We start from the raw sequence: 19,201 nt of genomic DNA, 5'->3' as shown, positions 1-19,201 counted from the left end.
ATTTGTGATTATTTTGTGTAAAAAACAGATTATTTAAATCTGACTAAAATGCTTATATTTATATTTTTAAAGTGGATTAATTTGCTTGGTTTAATTATTAAATAGATAAAATTAATCTGATTAAAATGGTTAGGATTTATTTTTTAATCTTATTAAATCTGACTATTTTGCTGGGGTTTTTATTCGGTTTTTATTCTAATTAAAATAGTCAGGATTAATTAAAAAATAAAAAAGAACCCGCATCAGGCAGGCTCTCTTCTAATATGAAATTGGGGAGGTTTTAGAAGTCGTAACGCATACCTAGAGAAAGACCTAGGCTGTCTTCACCGCGTACGCCACCTACAGCATTGGTACGAGCTTGTGCCCAAGGGGTAAGGTTTGAGTTTTCATCATTTAATACAGTTGCTATGTTGCCATAAACGCGAACTGTTGGATCTAAACGGTGCTCAAGTCCGATTGCCAGTAAAGTTGCATTCGCATCGTCCGCATCGACATCGCGGTGGAATACTTCACCACGGAATGAGGTTTTTGGTGCAAATTTATACTCACCGGCTATACCAAATACTTGTGCATCTGGGTTTGCTTCAGAATTATCGTGTTGAAGGAATTGGTATAAACCCCCCAAGTTGAATTCAGGTGTGATTTTGTAAGCACCTGCGATACGGAAACCATCGCGCTCACCACGGGCAGCTTCTTCTTCATAGTGTTCATATGCAGCGGCGAAATCAACTTTACCTTCTTTATAGGTTAAAGCGAGGTCATAAGCCTTATCTTTATCTTTTTCACCATCCTTAGATGCATCCGGGCTGTTGGCTTCATGTAGGGAAAGTGCACCCAGAACATTAAATCCGTTGCCGAATTTTGGTGATTTATATTCAATTGTATTGGCATTACGTTCATCAAAACGCAGGTTGCCTACACGCGTGACGTTACGAACGTCACCAACCATATCACCAAAGAAGTTGACCGGGCCACGTGCTACTTTGAATGGGCTGTCAAAACGGCCGATACGCGCTTGACCGAAATCACCTTTTAAACCAACAAAAGTATCACGAGTTGCAAATTCAACATCATCGTTTGCAGAACCACTTGCAAAGTTAATTTCCTGTTCGATTTGACCAAATACGGTCATACCATTTTCTAGTTTTTGTTCAGCTTTAAAGCCTAGGCGTGAAGAGTTTGAAGAAAGACCTACTTCGTTATAATCCTGGCCATCATCCAGATAATCTAAAGAAACGTGTGCACGACCATACACTTTAACATCAGCAGCAGCTGCCATTACTGGTGTTAAAATTGTTGCCCCGATTGCTAATGCAGATAACGTTTTTTTCATGTGTTGCTCCAATAAAGACTTTTTTATTCATCGTCTTAAAAACAAGTTTCAGTATTGTTTTGAAACATCTACTGCTCTATTGGTGCCAAGTATTCATTACAAATAAGTCAATATGATTAAGGAAATATTTCAGAAATATTAAAGACAATCATTGTCTTATTTTTTATAGAATTGTGAGTGGGATAAGCAGGATTGATACAAATACAACTAGGCTCGGTGTTTGCTGTAAAACCTAAAAATAGGCTAGGTGACTTTTATTGATATTTTAGTGGCTTAATTCAAGGTGAAATACATCAGACATAAAAAATGGAGCCGAAGCTCCATTTTTAAATATTAAGAATAGCTTACAGGGCAGCTTTAATTTTCTCTGCCAGTTGCTTGATTTTTTCCTGATCGCCCATTTGTGCAGCATGTTTGCCAAGGTTGTGCAAAGAAGTAGGTACCAGATGGAAATGGACATGCGGAACAGTCTGACCCGCCGCAGCGCCAGAGAGCTGCATCAGTACAATGCCATCTACACCTAAACCTTTTTCAATCGCTTTGGCAATTTTTTGCACCACCTGAATGGTATAGGCTGCAATTTCAGGATCCAGGTCAAGCAAGGTAATTGCGGGTGTTTTAGGAATGACCAGAGTATGACCATCGGCCTGTGGCATGATGTCCATAAATGCAAGAACTTGGTCATCTTCATACACTTTAATTGCTGGAAGTTCACCACGCAGAATTCGTGCAAAAATATTTTGGTCATCGTAAGTCATAAGTGCATTCCTTGAGCAGAATTGAATTGTATTATTTACAATTCAATTCTTTCTGACGTTCTTTGATCGCGTCAAGACGTTGCTGCTCTTTTTCTGAAAATTTTGGCTTGGTTGTGTAGCAATTGTCATTAAACTTTGCTTTTGCTTCAGGATCCTTGAAACAGAAACCTTTTGATGCATAAATGACATCATGGTCATTTTTCAATTTTTTGCATTCCTGTTCAGATGCAAGAACCGATGTTGAAGCCCCAAACAAAGTTGCAGAACCGACGAGTGTTACAACAAATAACTTATTCATAAGAGTTTCCTCAGGTATCACTGCATGTGGCTAGTCTATAGTCACAATATTAGGTTTGTTTATTATTATTCAATGGCGAGATATTACTCAATGGTAATATTACTCCATGATTCATACATTTTTACAGCACTGGAAAAGTCACTATTTTTATCCGACAGATTGCTAGCAGCTTGCATCAGACTTTGACCCAAAGCAAGAAGTGGCACTGCCAGTTTAGCATCACGCGCAAGATCAAGTGCAATGCCGGTATCTTTGGCCAAGAGAGGCAGGGCAAAGGTAACAGGAAAGCTACGGTTCAAAATACGCTGTGGTAAAACGGTTTCAGTCACATTGCTTTTGCCGCTTGATGCATTGATACAATCCAGTGCTTCATTCAGGTCAACCCCGTGTGCTTTCAGCGTGGTAAAGCCTTCTGCTGCCGCACACAGGTTTACAGCCAGTAACATATTATTTACCGCTTTTACCGCAAAGCCAGCACCTGATGTACCCACATGCTTAATGTCTTGTCCTGAAATAGATTGACAGTATTCTACTTCAAACCGAGTTAAGCAATTAGCTCGGTTTTAGTTTGCTCATACGTCTGATTCGGGGTGTTCATATTTAAACTTAAATGTGGTCTATAGCAATTATAAATCATGATAGATTCCGCAATTAAGTGATCTAACTCTTTCATGGTTTGACATCGTGTAATTAAAAACTCCTGCTTTAATATTCCATTAATCCGCTCTGCTAATGCATTCTGGTAACAGTCTCCTCCATCTGTCATAGAAGGACATACCCCATAATGGCGTAATGCCGATTGATATAGTTCAGAGCAATACTGAGAGCCTCTGTCTGAATGATGAATCATCCTTGTCGCTCGATCCGTCACATGCTGCATCGCCATATGTAGAGCCTGCACAACATTCTCCGCACGCATATCATTCGATAACTTATAACCTTTAATCTGACGGGTATAAGCATCTGTCACTAAGGATAAATAATGTACGCCTTCAGCACTCTCAACATAAGTAATATCACTAACAAAGACTTCGTTGGCTTGCACTGCTGAATAATCCTTTAATAAATTTGGATGCTTCTTCATCCAATGCTTGCTATCCGTAGTTTTTGTATAGCGACGCTTGGGGCGAATCAATAAATTATGCTCTTTCAATATTTTAAATAACTGATCCCGTCCACACTTTAAACCACGCTGCAACAATTTGCCTTTAATAAGCCAATACAGCTTACGTGTTCCGATACTTGGCATGAGACAACGATATTCCATAACCAACTCAAGTATTTGTTCAGTTGCTTGTGCAGCCATTTGAGCACGTTTTTCTGCTTGATAATAAGCTTGTCGGGTGATTCCCAACCACTGACAATAACGTGAAACGCTTAGTCTTCTTTGGCTTTGCCAATCTTTGAAACGTGCTCGGTATACTTTTTTCCAAGATCAGTCCCACATTCTTTATCAATGTGATAAATCACATCCTGAATAAATTCAGTTTTAAGCTTTTCTGCGGCTAACTGCTTTTCTAATTGGCGGATTCGTTGTTGGGGGGTTAATTGGCGTTTAGAAGAAGTCGGCATATTCGAAGTCCAGTCCTGTTGTCCGTGCTTGCGTAACCATACCAGCACAGTTGATCTTCCTTGAATACCATATTTTGCCTGAGCTTGTTTATAAGTAATTTGCCCTTTTTCTACTTCATGTACAACCATCATTTTAAAGGCGAAGCTATAATCACGTTGTGTGCGTTTAACTCGTTGTTCTTGTGCATGTTCCATAAAATAAGTCTCTTAAGGTGTAAACTTATTTCAGGACGGGACATAATTAATTTGCCAAAAGCCTGCATCGCTGGCAGGGCTTTTTCAAAGCCTTCTGCATTACCACCGACCATCACAGTCAATGTGCCATTTTCCGCACCAATGGTCTGGCCACTCACAGGCGCATCTAGGAAAATCACACCCTGTTCAGTCAGTGCTTCTTCTAGGCATCGGGCAGCGTCAGGAACACCACTGGTACAGTCTACCCAGATACTGCCAGCTTTAAGGCTGAGGCCTTGGATTAATGCTTCAACATCGGCACTGGTCGGCAGGCAGGAAAAAATAATATCTGCCTGAACTGCCTGTTCTAAAGCGACAGCTTGGGTGCCATATTTAGCAGCATGTTCTTCAGCCTTGGCGAAAGTACGGTTCCAGACATAGACTGTCTCAAAATGCTTGGGTAAATGCGCTGCCATGCGATAACCCATTGCGCCTAAACCAATAAATGCCACTGACTGAATCATGTCATACCCTCTGAATAAAATAATAAATACCTGAAAAATGCCGGCTCTTCCGGAATTAAGCATCTATCCTGGTTGAGCGTTGTGCCAGCCAGGTGGTCAATTTCGGCCAGAATGTATTGGCTGTTTTCTGATTGGACATCAGTCCAAGATGACCACCCGGGATAAGAGTAAACGTCTTATCGGTACTACTTGTCAATTCTATCAAAGGTTTAGCTGACTGTTCCGTAACAATCTGATCGGTTTTCCCAGCCCCGACCAGCAAGGAACAGTTAATATTTTTTAGATCAATCGTTCGGCCATTTAAAGTCATCGAGCCATTTTTTAAAGGGTTTTGCAGCCATAAATGCAGCACCATGTCCTGATTGATTCCTCCCGGATAATCAATCATCTTGTTCAGAAAATTGCCCATGGTGGCATGTTCATAAACATCTTCAACATTTTCCAGGTTCATCAAAAACTGCTTCTGGCTTTTAAACCAGCCAATCGGATCAAGCAGCTTAAATCCCAGTGCATTGATGATACCGGGCGAATGAATATATTCCTTGGGAATCAATCCTTGGTGAATCGCCTGTTGCAGGTTTTTATTTTTGGAAATGAGCTTATTGGTGGTGCTAAACAGCTTGCCAACCCGACCAGAGGCATAACTGTCAATCGGGCTGCCCAGTACGATCAGGTTTTTAACATGTTCAGGGGAATGCAGCGCTGTATAAAGCGTGACAAAAATTCCGGCCATACTCCAGCCATGCAGGGAAATAAACTGACTGCCTGAATGCGAGCAGATCCGTTCAATAGCCTGAGGAATCGCGCCGTCAATAAAAGACAGAAAATTCAAGTGACGGTGTTTATAGCGGAAACGTTTCCATTCCATTAAATAGACATCAAAACCGCTATGCTGAAAATGCTTGACCAGTGAACGGTAAGGATACAGGTCATAAATATCCATATTGATCGCAAGAGGGGCAACAAAGACTAAGGGCTCATGGTACTTCTTTTCAGGCGCTGCATAATAGCGAATTTTGCAGAACTCAGTCGCAGCAATATATTCAAATGGCGTTTTTTGCGAAAGAATCAGAGAAGACGAGTTAAATAACCGGGCATTCAGGTGTTTTAATTTTTTCTTCTGGCGTTGAATATTTTGTTTTAACTGAATCATGTAAATAATTTATCCGTATACAAAGGAGAATTGGTCGAAGTCTAAGCAATAATTGCTTATTATGCCTTGACCTGAAATAGCTTAGACGCTCAAAATGTTGGCAATTTTTTACAAAAGGCAGCCTTTGGGCTGAAGTAAAGTGATGAGCCAGCAAGACGATTTTAACTATCAATTAGAAACTTTAGCCATCCGTACTGGTCACACCCGTAGCTTTGAGGGTGAGCATGGTGAACCGATTTTTCTAACATCGTCATTTGTTTATGAAAATGCGGCTGAAGCTGCAGCAAAATTTTCAGGCCAAGAGCCGGGTAATATTTATTCTCGCTTTACCAATCCAACTGTTGCCATGTTTGAAAAGCGTCTGGCTGCTTTAGAAGGCGCAGAACGCGCTGTTGCGACCAGCTCTGGTATGGCTGCGATTATGGCGGTGGCGATGGCTTACCTGAAAGTAGGTGATCATGTCATTTGTTCACGCGCCGTATTTGGTTCAACAGTCTCTTTATTTGAAAAATACGTGGCTAAATTTGGTGTCGCAGTTGAGTTTGTCGATCTGACTGATCTGGATGCATGGAAAAATGCCATCAAGCCAGAAACCAAATTACTCTTTGTTGAATCTCCGTCAAACCCACTGGCTGAAGTCGCGGATATTCAGGCTTTGGCAGATATTGCACATGCCAATGATGCATTGCTCGCGATTGACAACAGCTTCTGTACACCAGTGTTACAACAACCACTCAAATTTGGTGCAGACTTAGTCGTATATTCTGCGACTAAATATCTGGATGGCCAAGGCCGTGCACTCGGTGGCGCTGTGGTAGGTAACCACAAACTGCTTGAAGAAATCTTCGGTTATGTACGTACCACTGGTCCTTCTATGAGCCCGTTCAATGCCTGGGTATTCCTGAAAGGTCTAGAAACTTTACGTTTACGTATGCGTGAGCATTCTGCCAATGCACAAAAACTGGCAGAATTCTTAAATGCACATCCGAAAGTAGAAAAAGTTTACTATGCAGGTTTACCTGAACATGTTGGTCATGAACTGGCTGCAAAACAACAAACCGGTTTCGGTGGTATCGTATCTTTCGAAGTTAAAGGCGGTCGTGAAGGTGCCTGGAAAGTAATTGACAATACCCAGTTCATTTCAATCACCGGTAACCTGGGTGATGTGAAATCAACGATTACTCATCCGGCAACAACCACGCATGGTAAATTGTCTCCAGAAGCCAAAGCAGCAGCGGGTATTCGTGAAGGTTTAATTCGCGTTTCTGTTGGTTTGGAAGAGATTGATGATATTATTCGCGACATTACACGCGGTTTAGATCTAATCTAATTTTATAAATATATGTTCGGAGATCTTTATGAACATTAATATGTTGATGCAGCAAGCACAGCGCATGCAAAAAGAAGTCGAAAACAACATGAAAAAAGCCAAAGAAGAGCTTGCGCAAACTGAAGTGCATGCTGAGGCTGGTGGCGGTCTGGTGAAAGTCACCATGACTTGTCGCAATGTGGTGAAACGTATCGAAATTAATCCTGAACTGTTACAGGACGATCCAGATATGATCGAAGATCTGATTGCAGCAGCGATGAATGATGCAGCGCGTCAAGCAGAAGTGATCTCTGAAGAGAAAATGAAATCTGCAAACTCAGGTATGGGCTTACCACCTGGTCTGGCTGGTTTATTCTAAGGAAGTATGCGCAATGTTTAGTGATCGTTTTGATCAACTGGTTCAAGCATTACGCATTTTGCCAAGCGTTGGGCCGAAATCGGCCCAGCGTATGGCTTTGCATTTAATCATGAAAAATCGTGAAGGGGCGATTGGTCTGGCACATGCCTTGACTGAAGCAACCGATCACATTCATGAATGCTCGATCTGCCATTCATTGACGGAAGATGAAGTCTGTAATATCTGTACCTCAGTTGAGCGTGATGATGAGCTGCTTTGTGTAGTGGAGTCACCGGCAGATGTCATGGCAATTGAGCAAAGCGGCAGTTTCCGTGGTAAATATCATGTTCTGGGTGGTCATCTGTCACCTCTAGATGGAATCGGGCCTGAAGAAATCGGTATTCCGTATTTACTACAACGCTTAAGTCAGGGACAGATCAAGGAAGTAATTCTGGCCACCAATGCGACTGTCGAAGGACAGGCAACCGCACATTATCTGGTTGAAGCCAGTAAGCATTTACCAGTGCAAATGACGCGTATCGCTCAAGGGGTGCCTCAAGGTGGAGAACTGGAGTATGTCGATAGTCATACTTTGAGTCAGGCAGTGCATAACCGGATGCGAATTAAGTGAAATATTAATTATATTCTCTTAACATATAATATAAAAAATATATTAGTAAAAATATAAAATGTTTACTAGATAAGCTATATTCGAAAAAAAATATGGAACAAAAAGTATGATTTGATTGTCACATTTTTATATAAAAATTCTATATATCGGGTAATATAGCTTCATCGAGCATCTAATTTTAGACTCAGTCTTTATGTTTCAATTTATTCAACATCAGCACGACTTAAATCATGTCCTGAACCTTATGGATCAAAATCCGGTCTATGGCTTGGATACAGAATTCATTAAGGTAGACACCTTGTGGCCAAAACTTGGTGTTTTTCAAATCAATGTCAATAACAATGTCTATTTGCTGGATGGAACAACACTGGATCTGAGTGAATTTCTGAACAAGATTTTTAATGCTCAACAGAATATTTTCCATGCCTGCAGTGAAGACATTGACCTGATTTACCATTACACCCAGAAAAAAGCCCTGAGTAATGTCTTTGATACACAGGTCGGTATGTCTTTCCTCGGACATGGTTTGCAGGTCAGCTATCAGAATGCCTTGAAACAGATGCTGGATGTCGATATTGAAAAAGATCAGACTCGCTCTAACTGGCTGGCACGTCCTTTAAGCTCTGAGCAGTTGCTGTATGCAGCCAATGATGTGCATTATCTGGTGCAACTGTCGGATAAAGTCAAACAGGATCTGGAAAGCAAGTATCTGCTCGATTTCGCTCTTGAAGATTGCCGTTTTTTGACCCATGAAATTGGTGAAGAAACACCGACTGCCTTGCTTTATCAGGATGTCGGTAATTATCGTCATTCACGCCGTCAATTAATGCAGTTACAACAACTGGCTGTATGGCGTGAGCAGATTGCCAAGGCGCTGAATCAGCCACGCAGCTTCATTCTGAAAAACTCGACCATGATTGATCTGGTAGAGAAATTCCCTCGCAATAATTTCCAGCTCAGTCAGATAAAAGACATCCGGGCCAATATTGTCCGCGAACATGGCAAGACCATTTTGGATCTGTTGAAATTCCTGCCTGATCAAGCCGAATGGCCGCTGCGTCTGGCACGTCCAATTCGTCATTCATCCAGAGAGATTGGCGAGAAGGTCGAAACAATGATCCAGAATATATCCAATGAAATCTCTGTACCGAAAGAAGTGCTGATGCGCAAGAAATGGCTGAATGCCTTATATCAGCATGTGGTATGTCATAAGGATGAACAGGATCTGCCAAACTACTTGCTCGGCTGGCGCTATGAGTTATTAACTCTGCCACTAATTAAGGTATTGCATCAGGATGAGTCTTATCTGTCGACCCAGATGAAAGTGGTTGAGTGATTTTTACTGGATTGATTAAAGATAAAGCAATTATACAAAATCACGACTGATGCATTTGAAGCGGCTAATGTTTCTGTCGTTTTTTTGATGTATCCTTGCGATTGTTTTTTCAGAAAAGTCGTTTGAAACATGCAAGTGTCTATCTACAAATCTAGCAAAAAAGATGAAATGTATCTTTATGTGGCGCGTCCTGCAGATGAGAACGAAGCCGAAACATTTGAACCACTAGAGGTATTGGCTGAACCGGTACGTGTGGCGTTTGGTCGTGCGACTTTTGTTATGCATCTTGAATTGAGTGAATCGCGTAAACTGGCACGTGCTAATGTTTTACATGTGATGGATTCAATTTCTACCCGTGGTTTCTTCCTGCAAATGCCACCAGAAGGTTTGATTAACCCGAATGCACCAGCGCCAGAAGGTCTTCGTGGGGCTTAAGCTCAGTTCAGGAGTTGTGAAATGAATGGTTTTGTAGCTGTATTGTACTCAATTCCTGACCAGAGTATTGCGTTTGCAGTGTATCTGCTGGGCAGTCTGATTGCGTTAGGCTGCTGGTATGGCGTGACCAAGCGCATGCCAAAGACAATGGGCGGTTTTTTATGGCTATTGGCCTTTGCCGTGCTGTTGACCCCAACCGTTTCTGAAGGCAGTAATGCTTCAGTTGCACCTGCTATTTTCGGGCTGCTGTTTGGTATTCTAACCAAGGAATATGAACTCGTTTGGATTAATGCGTCACTTATTTTATTTGTCATTGGTGTCGGGTCTGTGATTGGCTATTGCTGGTCGACCTATGCATCCAGTAAAACGGGTTTTGGGTCAAACAAGAAAAGTTCACCGCTGTAAATAAAAAAATAAGGTTCAATCATGTCTGCTGATATTCAACAATTCTCAGGTACGGATCAGTACATTGCCACTGACAGTTTAAAACTGGCTGTGAAAGCTGCGCGTAGTTTGCAAAAACCCTTGCTGGTCAAAGGTGAGCCGGGTACAGGTAAAACCCTGTTGGCTGAACAGGTGGCACAAAGTCTTGGACTGAAGCTGATTACCTGGCATATCAAGTCAACGACCAAGGCACAGCAAGGCCTGTATGAATATGATGCGGTATCACGCTTACGTGATAGTCAGTTAGGTGATGATCGCGTTTATGACATCAAGAACTACATCAAGCCGGGTAAACTCTGGGAAGCGTTCACTAGTGAAGAACGCTGTGTGTTACTGATTGATGAGATCGATAAAGCAGACATCGAGTTCCCAAATGACTTGCTGCATGAACTCGACAAGATGTCTTTCTTTGTTTATGAAACGGGTGAAACCATTACTGCGACCCAGCGTCCGATTGTCATCATCACTTCAAATAACGAGAAAGAACTTCCAGATGCCTTCTTGCGCCGTTGTTTCTTCCACTATATCGAGTTTCCGGATGAAGCGACCATGCGTGAAATTATCGATGTGCATTTTGAGAATATTTCGGCAACACTGGTGAATGAAGCTTTGCAAGTTTTCTTCAAGTTACGCCAGATTCCAGGTTTGAAAAAACCACCTTCAACTTCAGAACTGATCGACTGGTTAAGTCTGTTAATGGCAGATGATATGCCGGAAGACATTTTAAGAAATACCGACAAGTCCAAAGCGATCCCGCCTTTGTACGGTGCGCTGATCAAAAATGAGCAGGATGTACAGCTGCTTGAACGTCTAGCCTTTATGTCGCGTCGCTAAGGGAGAAACACGCATGTTTGTGCGATTGTTTTATACCCTCAGAAAATATGGCGTACCAGTTTCCACACGTGAGTTGATCGATCTGAATCAGGCGGTAGCGGCAGGCGTAGTTTTTGCCGATCAGGACGAGTTCTATCAGCTTGCTAAAACTGTGATGGTCAAAGACGAGCGCTACTTCGACAAGTTCGATCGTGCCATGAAAGACTACTTTGATGGTATCGTGACCTTTGATCTGGATGAACTGCTGAATCAGGTGCATAAACTGCCTAAAGACTGGTTTGATCTGGAACTTCTAGAAAAGCACTTAACCCCTGAACAGCGTGAAGAACTGAAAAAAGCCGGGTCGCTGGAAGAACTGATGAAAATGCTGGAAGAGCGCTTGCGTGAACAGCATAAAAAACATCAGGGCGGGAATAAGATGATTGGTACTGGTGGCACATCGCCATTTGGTGCCTATGGTGATCATCCTGAAGGTGTGCGCATTGGCGGGCCGGGGCGTAAACGTTCCGCCGTCAAAGTCTGGGAACAGCGTCAATACCGTAATCTGGATGATGATCAGATTCTTGGTAGTCGTCAGATGCAGATGGCACTGCGCCGTTTGCGTAAGTTCGCCCGTCAGGGTGCGGCTGAAGAACTGGACATTGATAGCACTATTCGTGAAACTGCCAAACAGGGGATTCTGGATGTGCAATTGGTGCCGGAGCGTCGTAACCGTATTAAAGTACTCATGCTGTTTGATATCGGCGGATCGATGGATGCGCATATCGCTCAGTGTGAAAAACTGTTTAGCGCCGCCAAGAGCGAATTTAAGACTCTGGAATATTTCTATTTCCATAACTGTCTGTACGACTATGTCTGGAAAGATAATGTCCGTCGTTCCAGCTCGCGCATGAATACCTGGGATCTGTTCAATACCTATGGACGGGATTACCGGGTGATTGTAGTGGGTGATGCCAGCATGGCACCCTATGAGTTGAACTCCGTCGGTGGTTCGGTCGAATATATGAATGATGAGGCAGGACAGGTCTGGTTACAGCGTCTGCGTCAGCATTTTGATAAAACCGCCTGGCTCAATCCTGAAGAAGAAAAATACTGGCATTACACGCATACTATTGGCCTGATTAAGCAAATCTTTGAAGATCATATGTTTCCAATGACCTTAAAAGGTATTGAGGATATGACCAAATATCTGGCGCGTTGATTCCATTTATCTATAAGTGACTTTATCTATAGTTATTAGTGCTTTAAAACGAATTATTCTAGTATAAAGTCACTTGTTATACCTTATTCCAATATTCAGGAATTATTATGGCTCATCAAATTAATGGTATTGCGTTGCCCAACGAAGAAGGTTTCTTTGGTCAATATGGCGGTCAGTTCATTCCACCAGAGCTAAAACAGGCCATGGATGACATCAATGTTGCCTATCAGGAAATCCGTCAAACTGAAGAATTTCAGAATGAATTAAAAGACCTGTTTGCTAACTATGTCGGCCGTCCTAGCCCTTTGTTTCATGCTAAACGCCTTTCTGATCAGTTAGGTGGAGCACAGATCTATTTAAAACGTGAAGACCTGAATCATACCGGTGCACATAAAATCAATCACTGTCTGGGTGAAGCACTGCTGGCGAAATATATGGGTAAAACCAAAGTGATTGCAGAAACCGGTGCAGGTCAGCATGGTGTGGCATTAGCCACTGCATGTGCTTTGGTGGGTATTCCATGTGAAATTCATATGGGCCAGGTGGATATCGAAAAAGAACATCCAAACGTCGTAAAGATGAAAATCTTGGGTGCTAAGCTGATTTCTGTGACTCGTGGTACAGCAACCCTTAAAGATGCAGTCGACAGTGCTTTTGAAGAATACTTGAAAGATCCGAAAAACTATATCTATGCGATTGGTTCGGTGGTAGGACCGCATCCATTCCCAATGATGGTGCGTGATTTCCAGTCCATTATTGGCGATGAAATCAAGGTTCAAACCAATGAACGCTTCGGTGCAAACCCAGACTATGTGGTGGCATGTGTGGGTGGTGGTTCAAATGCCATGGGTGCATTCACGGCATTCCTGAATGATCCAGACGTGAAACTGGTAGGGGTAGAACCTGCTGGTCATGGCCTAAATACTGATAAGCATTCCGCAACGCTGACTTTGGGTAAACCAAGCCAGTTGCATGGTATGGCATGCTATGTGCTTGAAGATGAGCAGGGTGAACCTTTAGCTGTGCATTCGATTGCTTCTGGCCTGGATTATCCAGGCGTAGGGCCACAGCACAGCCTGCTTAAAGATCTGGGTCGTGTGGAATACACTACGGCAACAGATCAGGAGTGTCTGGATGCCTTTATGACCCTGTCACGCGTTGAGGGAATTGTGCCAGCATTAGAAAGTTCACATGCAATGGCTTGGGCAATTCGTGAAGCGGGTAAATTGCCTAAAGAGACTAAGATTGTAGTGAATCTTTCAGGGCGTGGTGATAAAGACTCTGATTATGTCGCAGAGAAACTCGGTCTTTAATTTGATTTATAGTCATAATCAAAAAAATCCCAGTCTTAAGACTGGGATTTTTTATATCTGATCTGGTTTTGATATTGCATTGTTATTTGTTTGTAATGACATTTTGGAATTTAATTCACGTATTGAAATAAGAAAGAATTTTAGCCTGAAATATATTGTTGTAACTGATCAATCAGTTTACGTTGATCTTCCATTGCAGCTTTGACCAAGTCACCAATCGAAATCAGACCAATCAGTTTGCCATTTTCAACTACAGGTAAGTGACGTAAATGGCGGTCAGTCATTAATGCTAAGCAGTCTTCAACAGAAGTTGCAGAAGTCACAGTTATGACTTTAGGTGTCATAATTTCATTGACCGTGGTATCAAAAGAGGTTCTTTGCATCAATGCGATTTTACGGGTGTAATCACGCTCTGACAAAATGCCGACCACACTGTCTTCGTGGGTAACGACCAGCGCCCCAATTCCTTTTTCTGCCATCAGGCTAATTGCTTCTAAAACTGTAGAGTTTGGACGGATAGTATAAACTGCCTGATGTACTTTATCACCGAGCACTTGTGCTACGTTGGTCATTCTATTGAGTCCTTTTTATCTAATTATTATTAGTCCTAGAGTATGTATCCAACTGAACATCTCTAGGTGTCTATTTTATGTCTTTATAAATAACATGTTTTTAGGCAAAGTGCAGTCTTTGTTGTGAGAAAAACAGGTGGCGCATCTGTGGAATTGATAATTTTAGTTTAGTGCCATTACCGCTACATAAAGTAGGTGTCACGGCTAATCGGGACAGTGTTGGTAATAAGTTGTTTTCAAAATCTTCGGGGTTGATTCTACGTGGTACATAACCTGGCCAATGTTCCTTGGCATAATTTTTGGCATCCAGAGAATTAAGCCAGAATGGAAAAATATAATCTTCCTGATCGCGCATCATCGCCCAACCCTGATGATAGACGCCCCACAAAACGCCACAATACATCATGGATTTGAGGATGGTGAGCCTCAAAAGAAAGTTTTTACATATCGGGTCGTATTGAATAATTTTTCGCATTGTCGTTAAAATAAAGTGCTATTAGAGTTCAGCTCTATTCTAGAAAGTTCCAGTGAAATTACTGTTTCAGCTTTGCAAGCAATCGTAATAAATTATGTCTTAATTGCAGTATTTCGAAAGAATGGCATAAAAAACGTCACCGAGGTGACGTTTCTTCAAGCTTGCATGGTAGCCATGTTCTGCCAGTATTGTGCTTTGAGTGAATCTCGTTCTACACGAAAACCCTGATAATACAGTTCAGCTAAAAAGAGTGCTGCTTTACCGTGACCGGCGCGCGCTGCATCTTCTAATTGTTTTACTGCATCGACAAAGTTCATTTGCGATTGAATGGTATTCACTGCATCTGCATACAGATGTTCCAAATCATGTTGAGAGATATTCTGCATAATATAAAAACTCCTTAATTTTAATTATGATTTCGGATAGACTTTTAAGTCTAAATACAAATATAACTTAGTATTATTAAACTAATATTACAAAATAATGGAAAAGTCAACTATATCAGCTTTCTTGTTTACTTAATTTATAGTTTGTACGATCAAACTATACACAATTGGAAGTTTGGTTGGTATAGATTTTAACAATAGAACAAAAGAAAAGGAGAACAACATGATGCAAAGAACTCTTGAAGGGCTCAGTTTTGATATGCCCCCAACAGCCAGTCAGATTACAGAATTGGCGCATGTACACCGTAAAAAACTAGATGAGGCAATTTATGACAAATATACCCATCTAGGTGATTACAGTCTGGCTCAACGTAAAGAAGTTTATGATTTTACCCGCGCTCTGGACGAAACCCAGCGTGCAGAGTTTTATAGTCACTATAATGATGAATTGGTCCGAATTGCAGATGAGGATCGACTGCATCCACCTGAAGCCGAAGCCGGCTTAAGCAAGTTTGCAATTTTGCTGGTTTTAGGTCTGGTGGCAATGGTCATTGCCTGGAGTGTGTACGAATTGTTGAAATCCTAACCGATTTATAGTCATATCAAAATGTATATTTATACTGGTCATTCAATCTTTGACTTGAACTTCATGGGACCCAGCCATACACTAGCTTCAACTTGAGGTAGTGTATGGCTATAGATAGCAAAAAATTAAGCGATTTTCTGAATAAAATTAAGCTTGAACAAATTTATAATGCGGTTGTTATTTTTATTGTGGCATTAATTTTATGTCTCGCTACATTTGCCATTTATCGTCCACTGACGACTTCCCAATTTAATTTACTTCAGGAACTTGCAGAACAGCAGAGCTTACCTCAAACCCAGGATATGGCTCAGACTTTGCTGCAACAGCAACGCATCCATCGCGGTCAATATATTAAATTGATGCAGGCGTATCAGCAGGAATCTCTACGGACTCGTCAGCTTCCGCCGGTTTCTGTGGATATGCCTTAGGTATTGAAATCATATTAGGTAGTGGTGTAGAAGGATCTAACAGGTTCTGTTTCAATCGTAGTTTTAATGCTTCTTTATCCAATTCTTGACTCACCACGACCAGTGTTAAACGTTCTGGATGCAGATGTTTGCGCACGGCATTTTGCACATCTGCAGCGGTAATTTTGGCTAAACGTTCTGGATAGCGTGAAAGATAGTCGGCTTGCTCTGCATAAAAGCCCATTGTGCCTAACTGGGCATTAATCGTGGCATTGCTGCTGTAATTATTTGGAAATGCTCTTAACATCCCGGCCTTGGTTTCTTCCAGGCGCTTAGTATCAATCGGCTGATTTACAAAGTTGATAAAAGCCTGATGTGCGATCTGAATGCTATCCAGTAACTGATCTTGTCTAGTCGAATAACGGAAGCTAAATATGCCGGGTGCCTGACTAAAGCTAAATGTACTATAAGCACCATAGGTATAGCCGCGTTTTACCCTTAATTCCTGCATCAATACTGCATTAAACCCACCACCACCAAACATGCGATTGGCCACTTCCAGAGCAAGTCGATCTTCAGTAAAACGGTTTGGTCCTAAGTGGCCGAAGGTCACATGCGCTTGGGATGAGTTATAAGGCAAATGCACGATATCAAAACCCGATTTTTCTTCAGGTTCAGCTAATGCAACAGCTTTCTGTCCTTGAGGCAAATTGCCTGCAATTCGTTCAGAAAGTTCCAGTGCCTGTTTAGAACTGAGTTTGCCGGTAATGGCAATATTCATGTTTTGTGCTACCAGAAACTGGTCGCGGAATTTTTTCAGTAAATCAGCCGTAATTTTTTTGGTACTGCCAATGGTGCCGGTAATGGGTTCGGCATAAGGATGCTGGCCATACAATGCCCGATAAAACCGGATATCCATCAGTTTACTTGGATTTTCCTGAAGCTGTTTTTGTCCTACTTGAGTATTACTGAGTGCTAACTGTATACTCGAAGGCTTGAATGTGGCATTTTTGAGAACTTCCATCATCATGGCCAAAGCAGGTTCCATTTTTTTGGGATCTGATAAAGTTCTAAGGCGAACGACAAACATATCGCGATAAGCCTGCACGCTAAATTGTGCGCCTGTCGCATCAAAGACTGAAGCCACCTGTGCAGCCGTATATTTATCTGTTCCTTCGCGCATCAGTTTGGCTGCTGTGCTGGATAAACCAAATAGACCTTTAGCAATTTCCTGATCTCGTGCTGATCCGGCATTAAAGGTCAGTTGAATATCGACCATCGGCAGATCTCGGGTTTCAACAAATAGAGTGCGAACTTTGTAACGATTATTCAGGTCATGGATAAAAGGTGCCTGAAATGCCTGCTTTTGATTAATGTTTTTTAAGCTTTGCAGGAGAGGGATCGCTTGTAACTGACTGGGATTATCATTCAAATCAGGTTGGGTATCTAAATAATTTTCTGCCCAAAGGCTTGAACTGAGGCTTAAGCTGGTTAAAAGGATAAGAGAGCGAACTTTAGACATTGTAATAACCATTATTGATCTTTCTGTTCAGGCAAAAGGTAGAGCGTACTTAAATTTTCACGGACAAAATAGGCATTAGCAACCCGCTGAATGTCCTCTGCACGGACACTGTCATAATGCTGAGGCAGTTCATCCATCAGGCGGTAACTCAATCCGTTTACTTCAAGGTTTCCAATCATTTTGGCCTGTCCGCTCAGACTGTCCTGACTATAAATCAGATTTGAAATAAAGCGTGTGCTGATCCTTGCCAGTTCATACTCAGAAATAGTTTCAGTTTTTAGTAAATTAATTTCTTTCTGGATGGCCGTTTGTGCTTCTGTCAGATTTACACCTGGAGCCGGAAGTGCGGAAATACCAAACAGGCTATCTCCACGGTTATAAGGATCATAAGACACACTTACAGAAGTAAGCACTTTGCGGTCGCGAACCAGACGATCCTGCAAACGAGAAGAAATTCCGCTATCCAGCAAGCTGCGGATAATGGTTAGGGCGTAGGCATCTTGAGGATTCTTGGCGGTAGATAGAGATTTCACATTCCAGGTCATATACAGATTAGGCACCTGGACATTACTCTCAACTTCCATATGACGATAGCCTAAGCGTTCAAACTCGAGTACGTCATTACGTGATGGTGTAGGACGTGCCGGAATATCGCCAAAATATTTCTGTACCTGAACGAGAGCTTCTTGAACGTCAACATCCCCGACGATGACCAGAATGGCATTATTCGGGCTATACCAGTCTCGATACCATTTTTTAACATCACTGAGCTGAATATTATTGAGCGTTTTCATGTGACCAATCACGGGCTGACGATAGTGACTGGTGGGATAACTGATCCATCTAAATCGTTCAAATGCCTGGGCACGCGGATTATCATCAGTACGCTGACGCCGTTCTTCCATTACCACTTTAATTTCCGGATCAAAATCTTGCTGGCGTAACAAGAGGTTGTTCATGCGGTCAGATTCGAGTTCAAGCGCCATCGGAAAATAGCCTTTAGGATAGAGCTGATAATAGTTCGTGTAATTGGTAAAGGTTGCGGCATTAATACTGCCGCCATAAATCCGGCTCAGGCGGGTAAATTCATCATTGGGAACTTTGTTCGTGCCTTTAAACATCATATGTTCCAAAGCATGAGAGACACCGAGAATATTGCCGGACTCATCACTACTGCCGACTTTATACCAGATCTGTGTCATCACCATCGGAGAGCGATGATCTTCTCGGATAATGACTTTTAAGCCATTACCTAAATAGGTTTCGATGGTGGTGCGGGATAATTCACTCTGGGTTGCGGCATGTACGGGGCTAAAACCAAAACTCAGGATTAGTACTGCGACTGGAGAAATCCGCTGTTTGATGATTCTGGATAAGAAGGAGATAGCAAAAAAAGATATGGACACAAAGTCTTCCAATGAATAGATATTTGTATTTAGGATTATTTTTCAGAAATCTTGTATTGAAAGCAACCAAACACTGTTATTTTTTGGTTGTTTATTCATGGATTGGATTTCCCGCTCAAAACACTGCAAGTTATGCTAGAATTCAATTTTTTAACGCAATGCTTTTCAAGGATT

General features: G+C 41.9%; 21 protein-coding genes and 2 pseudogenes. 11 read left to right on the top strand and 12 right to left on the bottom strand.

All coding sequences use genetic code 11. The annotated features are described in order from the left end of the window. Positions 1-280: 280 nt before the first annotated feature. The 7 genes and pseudogenes from FOC32_RS12860 to FOC32_RS12830 form a co-directional block, all read right to left on the bottom strand. Positions 281-1,333, bottom strand: a complete 1,053-nt coding sequence (locus FOC32_RS12860; protein WP_104426033.1) for a porin — start codon at positions 1,331-1,333, stop codon at positions 281-283. 344 nt (positions 1,334-1,677) lie between these two features. Then, positions 1,678-2,091 carry an HIT family protein gene (locus tag FOC32_RS12855; protein ID WP_034171073.1) on the bottom strand — a complete coding sequence of 138 codons (414 nt, stop codon included), beginning with the start codon at positions 2,089-2,091 and terminating at the stop codon, positions 1,678-1,680. Between the two features lie 31 nt (positions 2,092-2,122). After that, positions 2,123-2,389: a YARHG domain-containing protein gene (locus tag FOC32_RS12850; RefSeq protein WP_104426034.1), complete on the bottom strand. Its 267-nt coding sequence runs from the start codon at positions 2,387-2,389 to the stop codon at positions 2,123-2,125. Between the two features lie 83 nt (positions 2,390-2,472). Beyond that, a pseudogene (locus tag FOC32_RS12845) lies at positions 2,473-2,898 on the bottom strand (NAD-binding protein); the annotation flags it as partial. A gap of 35 nt (positions 2,899-2,933) precedes the next feature. Then, positions 2,934-4,156 (bottom strand): IS3 family transposase gene (locus FOC32_RS12840; protein WP_104426777.1). Its coding sequence is split into 2 segments (ribosomal slippage): positions 2,934-3,820 and positions 3,820-4,156, totalling 1,224 coding nucleotides; the frame shifts between segments, so codons are not numbered across the junction. Positions 4,157-4,200: 44 nt separating this feature from the next. After that, positions 4,201-4,659: pseudogene (locus FOC32_RS12835) on the bottom strand (NAD(P)-binding domain-containing protein); the annotation flags it as partial. A gap of 55 nt (positions 4,660-4,714) precedes the next feature. Beyond that, positions 4,715-5,812 (bottom strand): alpha/beta fold hydrolase, encoded by a 1,098-nt coding sequence (locus tag FOC32_RS12830; RefSeq protein WP_104426035.1) that lies wholly within the window; start codon positions 5,810-5,812, stop codon positions 4,715-4,717. Positions 5,813-5,954: 142 nt separating this feature from the next. Here FOC32_RS12830 and FOC32_RS12825 point away from each other — a divergent pair, with 142 nt between their 5' ends. From FOC32_RS12825 to trpB, 9 genes are all read left to right on the top strand, one after another. Beyond that, positions 5,955-7,142 carry an O-succinylhomoserine sulfhydrylase gene (locus tag FOC32_RS12825; protein ID WP_104426036.1) on the top strand — a complete coding sequence of 396 codons (1,188 nt, stop codon included), beginning with the start codon at positions 5,955-5,957 and terminating at the stop codon, positions 7,140-7,142. Positions 7,143-7,170: 28 nt separating this feature from the next. Then, a complete protein-coding gene (locus tag FOC32_RS12820) occupies positions 7,171-7,500 on the top strand; it encodes a YbaB/EbfC family nucleoid-associated protein (RefSeq protein WP_004783723.1) in 330 nt (109 codons plus the stop codon). Positions 7,501-7,513: 13 nt separating this feature from the next. Continuing rightward, a complete protein-coding gene (gene recR, locus FOC32_RS12815) occupies positions 7,514-8,110 on the top strand; it encodes a recombination mediator RecR (protein ID WP_004783720.1) in 597 nt (198 codons plus the stop codon). A 193-nt stretch (positions 8,111-8,303) separates the two neighbouring features. Continuing rightward, entirely contained in the window at positions 8,304-9,446 is a 1,143-nt protein-coding gene (locus FOC32_RS12810) for a ribonuclease D (RefSeq protein ID WP_104426037.1), read from the top strand. 129 nt (positions 9,447-9,575) lie between these two features. After that, positions 9,576-9,881, top strand: a complete 306-nt coding sequence (locus tag FOC32_RS12805) for a YcgL domain-containing protein (RefSeq protein WP_004783715.1) — start codon at positions 9,576-9,578, stop codon at positions 9,879-9,881. Positions 9,882-9,902: 21 nt separating this feature from the next. After that, the gene (locus FOC32_RS12800; RefSeq protein ID WP_104426038.1) at positions 9,903-10,286 is read left to right on the top strand and encodes a hypothetical protein; all 384 of its coding nucleotides are present in this window, start codon (positions 9,903-9,905) and stop codon (positions 10,284-10,286) included. A gap of 21 nt (positions 10,287-10,307) precedes the next feature. Beyond that, positions 10,308-11,159 (top strand): AAA family ATPase, encoded by an 852-nt coding sequence (locus FOC32_RS12795; protein WP_104426039.1) that lies wholly within the window; start codon positions 10,308-10,310, stop codon positions 11,157-11,159. Between the two features lie 13 nt (positions 11,160-11,172). Next, the gene (locus FOC32_RS12790) at positions 11,173-12,360 is read left to right on the top strand and encodes a vWA domain-containing protein (RefSeq protein WP_034171080.1); all 1,188 of its coding nucleotides are present in this window, start codon (positions 11,173-11,175) and stop codon (positions 12,358-12,360) included. A 107-nt stretch (positions 12,361-12,467) separates the two neighbouring features. Next, positions 12,468-13,673, top strand: a complete 1,206-nt coding sequence (gene trpB, locus FOC32_RS12785) for a tryptophan synthase subunit beta (protein ID WP_034171081.1) — start codon at positions 12,468-12,470, stop codon at positions 13,671-13,673. Positions 13,674-13,813: 140 nt separating this feature from the next. On the opposite strand, the gene FOC32_RS12780 is transcribed toward trpB, so the two are convergent. From FOC32_RS12780 to FOC32_RS12770, 3 genes are all read right to left on the bottom strand, one after another. Beyond that, positions 13,814-14,245, bottom strand: coding sequence for a CBS domain-containing protein (locus tag FOC32_RS12780; RefSeq protein ID WP_034171082.1), 432 nt, complete (start codon positions 14,243-14,245; stop codon positions 13,814-13,816). Positions 14,246-14,345: 100 nt separating this feature from the next. Continuing rightward, positions 14,346-14,720 (bottom strand): DUF2750 domain-containing protein, encoded by a 375-nt coding sequence (locus FOC32_RS12775; RefSeq protein WP_034171083.1) that lies wholly within the window; start codon positions 14,718-14,720, stop codon positions 14,346-14,348. A 155-nt stretch (positions 14,721-14,875) separates the two neighbouring features. Beyond that, entirely contained in the window at positions 14,876-15,109 is a 234-nt protein-coding gene (locus tag FOC32_RS12770) for a hypothetical protein (protein WP_034171084.1), read from the bottom strand. Between the two features lie 220 nt (positions 15,110-15,329). On the opposite strand from FOC32_RS12770, the gene FOC32_RS12765 reads away from it, so the two are divergent. Both FOC32_RS12765 and FOC32_RS12760 read left to right on the top strand, forming a co-directional pair. Continuing rightward, positions 15,330-15,692 (top strand): hypothetical protein, encoded by a 363-nt coding sequence (locus tag FOC32_RS12765; RefSeq protein ID WP_081402667.1) that lies wholly within the window; start codon positions 15,330-15,332, stop codon positions 15,690-15,692. A 104-nt stretch (positions 15,693-15,796) separates the two neighbouring features. Then, positions 15,797-16,120 (top strand): hypothetical protein, encoded by a 324-nt coding sequence (locus FOC32_RS12760; RefSeq protein ID WP_104426040.1) that lies wholly within the window; start codon positions 15,797-15,799, stop codon positions 16,118-16,120. Here FOC32_RS12760 and FOC32_RS12755 read toward each other — a convergent pair. Together FOC32_RS12755 and FOC32_RS12750 are read right to left on the bottom strand one after the other, a co-directional pair. Next, positions 16,044-17,621, bottom strand: a complete 1,578-nt coding sequence (locus tag FOC32_RS12755) for a M16 family metallopeptidase (RefSeq protein ID WP_171284719.1) — start codon at positions 17,619-17,621, stop codon at positions 16,044-16,046. The genes FOC32_RS12760 and FOC32_RS12755 overlap by 77 nt on opposite strands. 11 nt (positions 17,622-17,632) lie before the next feature. Beyond that, positions 17,633-18,973: a M16 family metallopeptidase gene (locus FOC32_RS12750; RefSeq protein ID WP_416332517.1), complete on the bottom strand. Its 1,341-nt coding sequence runs from the start codon at positions 18,971-18,973 to the stop codon at positions 17,633-17,635. Positions 18,974-19,201 lie beyond the last annotated feature (228 nt).

It is taken from the genome of Acinetobacter sp. FDAARGOS_724, assembly GCF_013364475.1.
In the GTDB taxonomy this organism is placed as follows: Bacteria; Pseudomonadota; Gammaproteobacteria; order Pseudomonadales; family Moraxellaceae; genus Acinetobacter; species Acinetobacter variabilis.
This window is presented reverse-complemented; position numbering and strand designations above follow the sequence as displayed.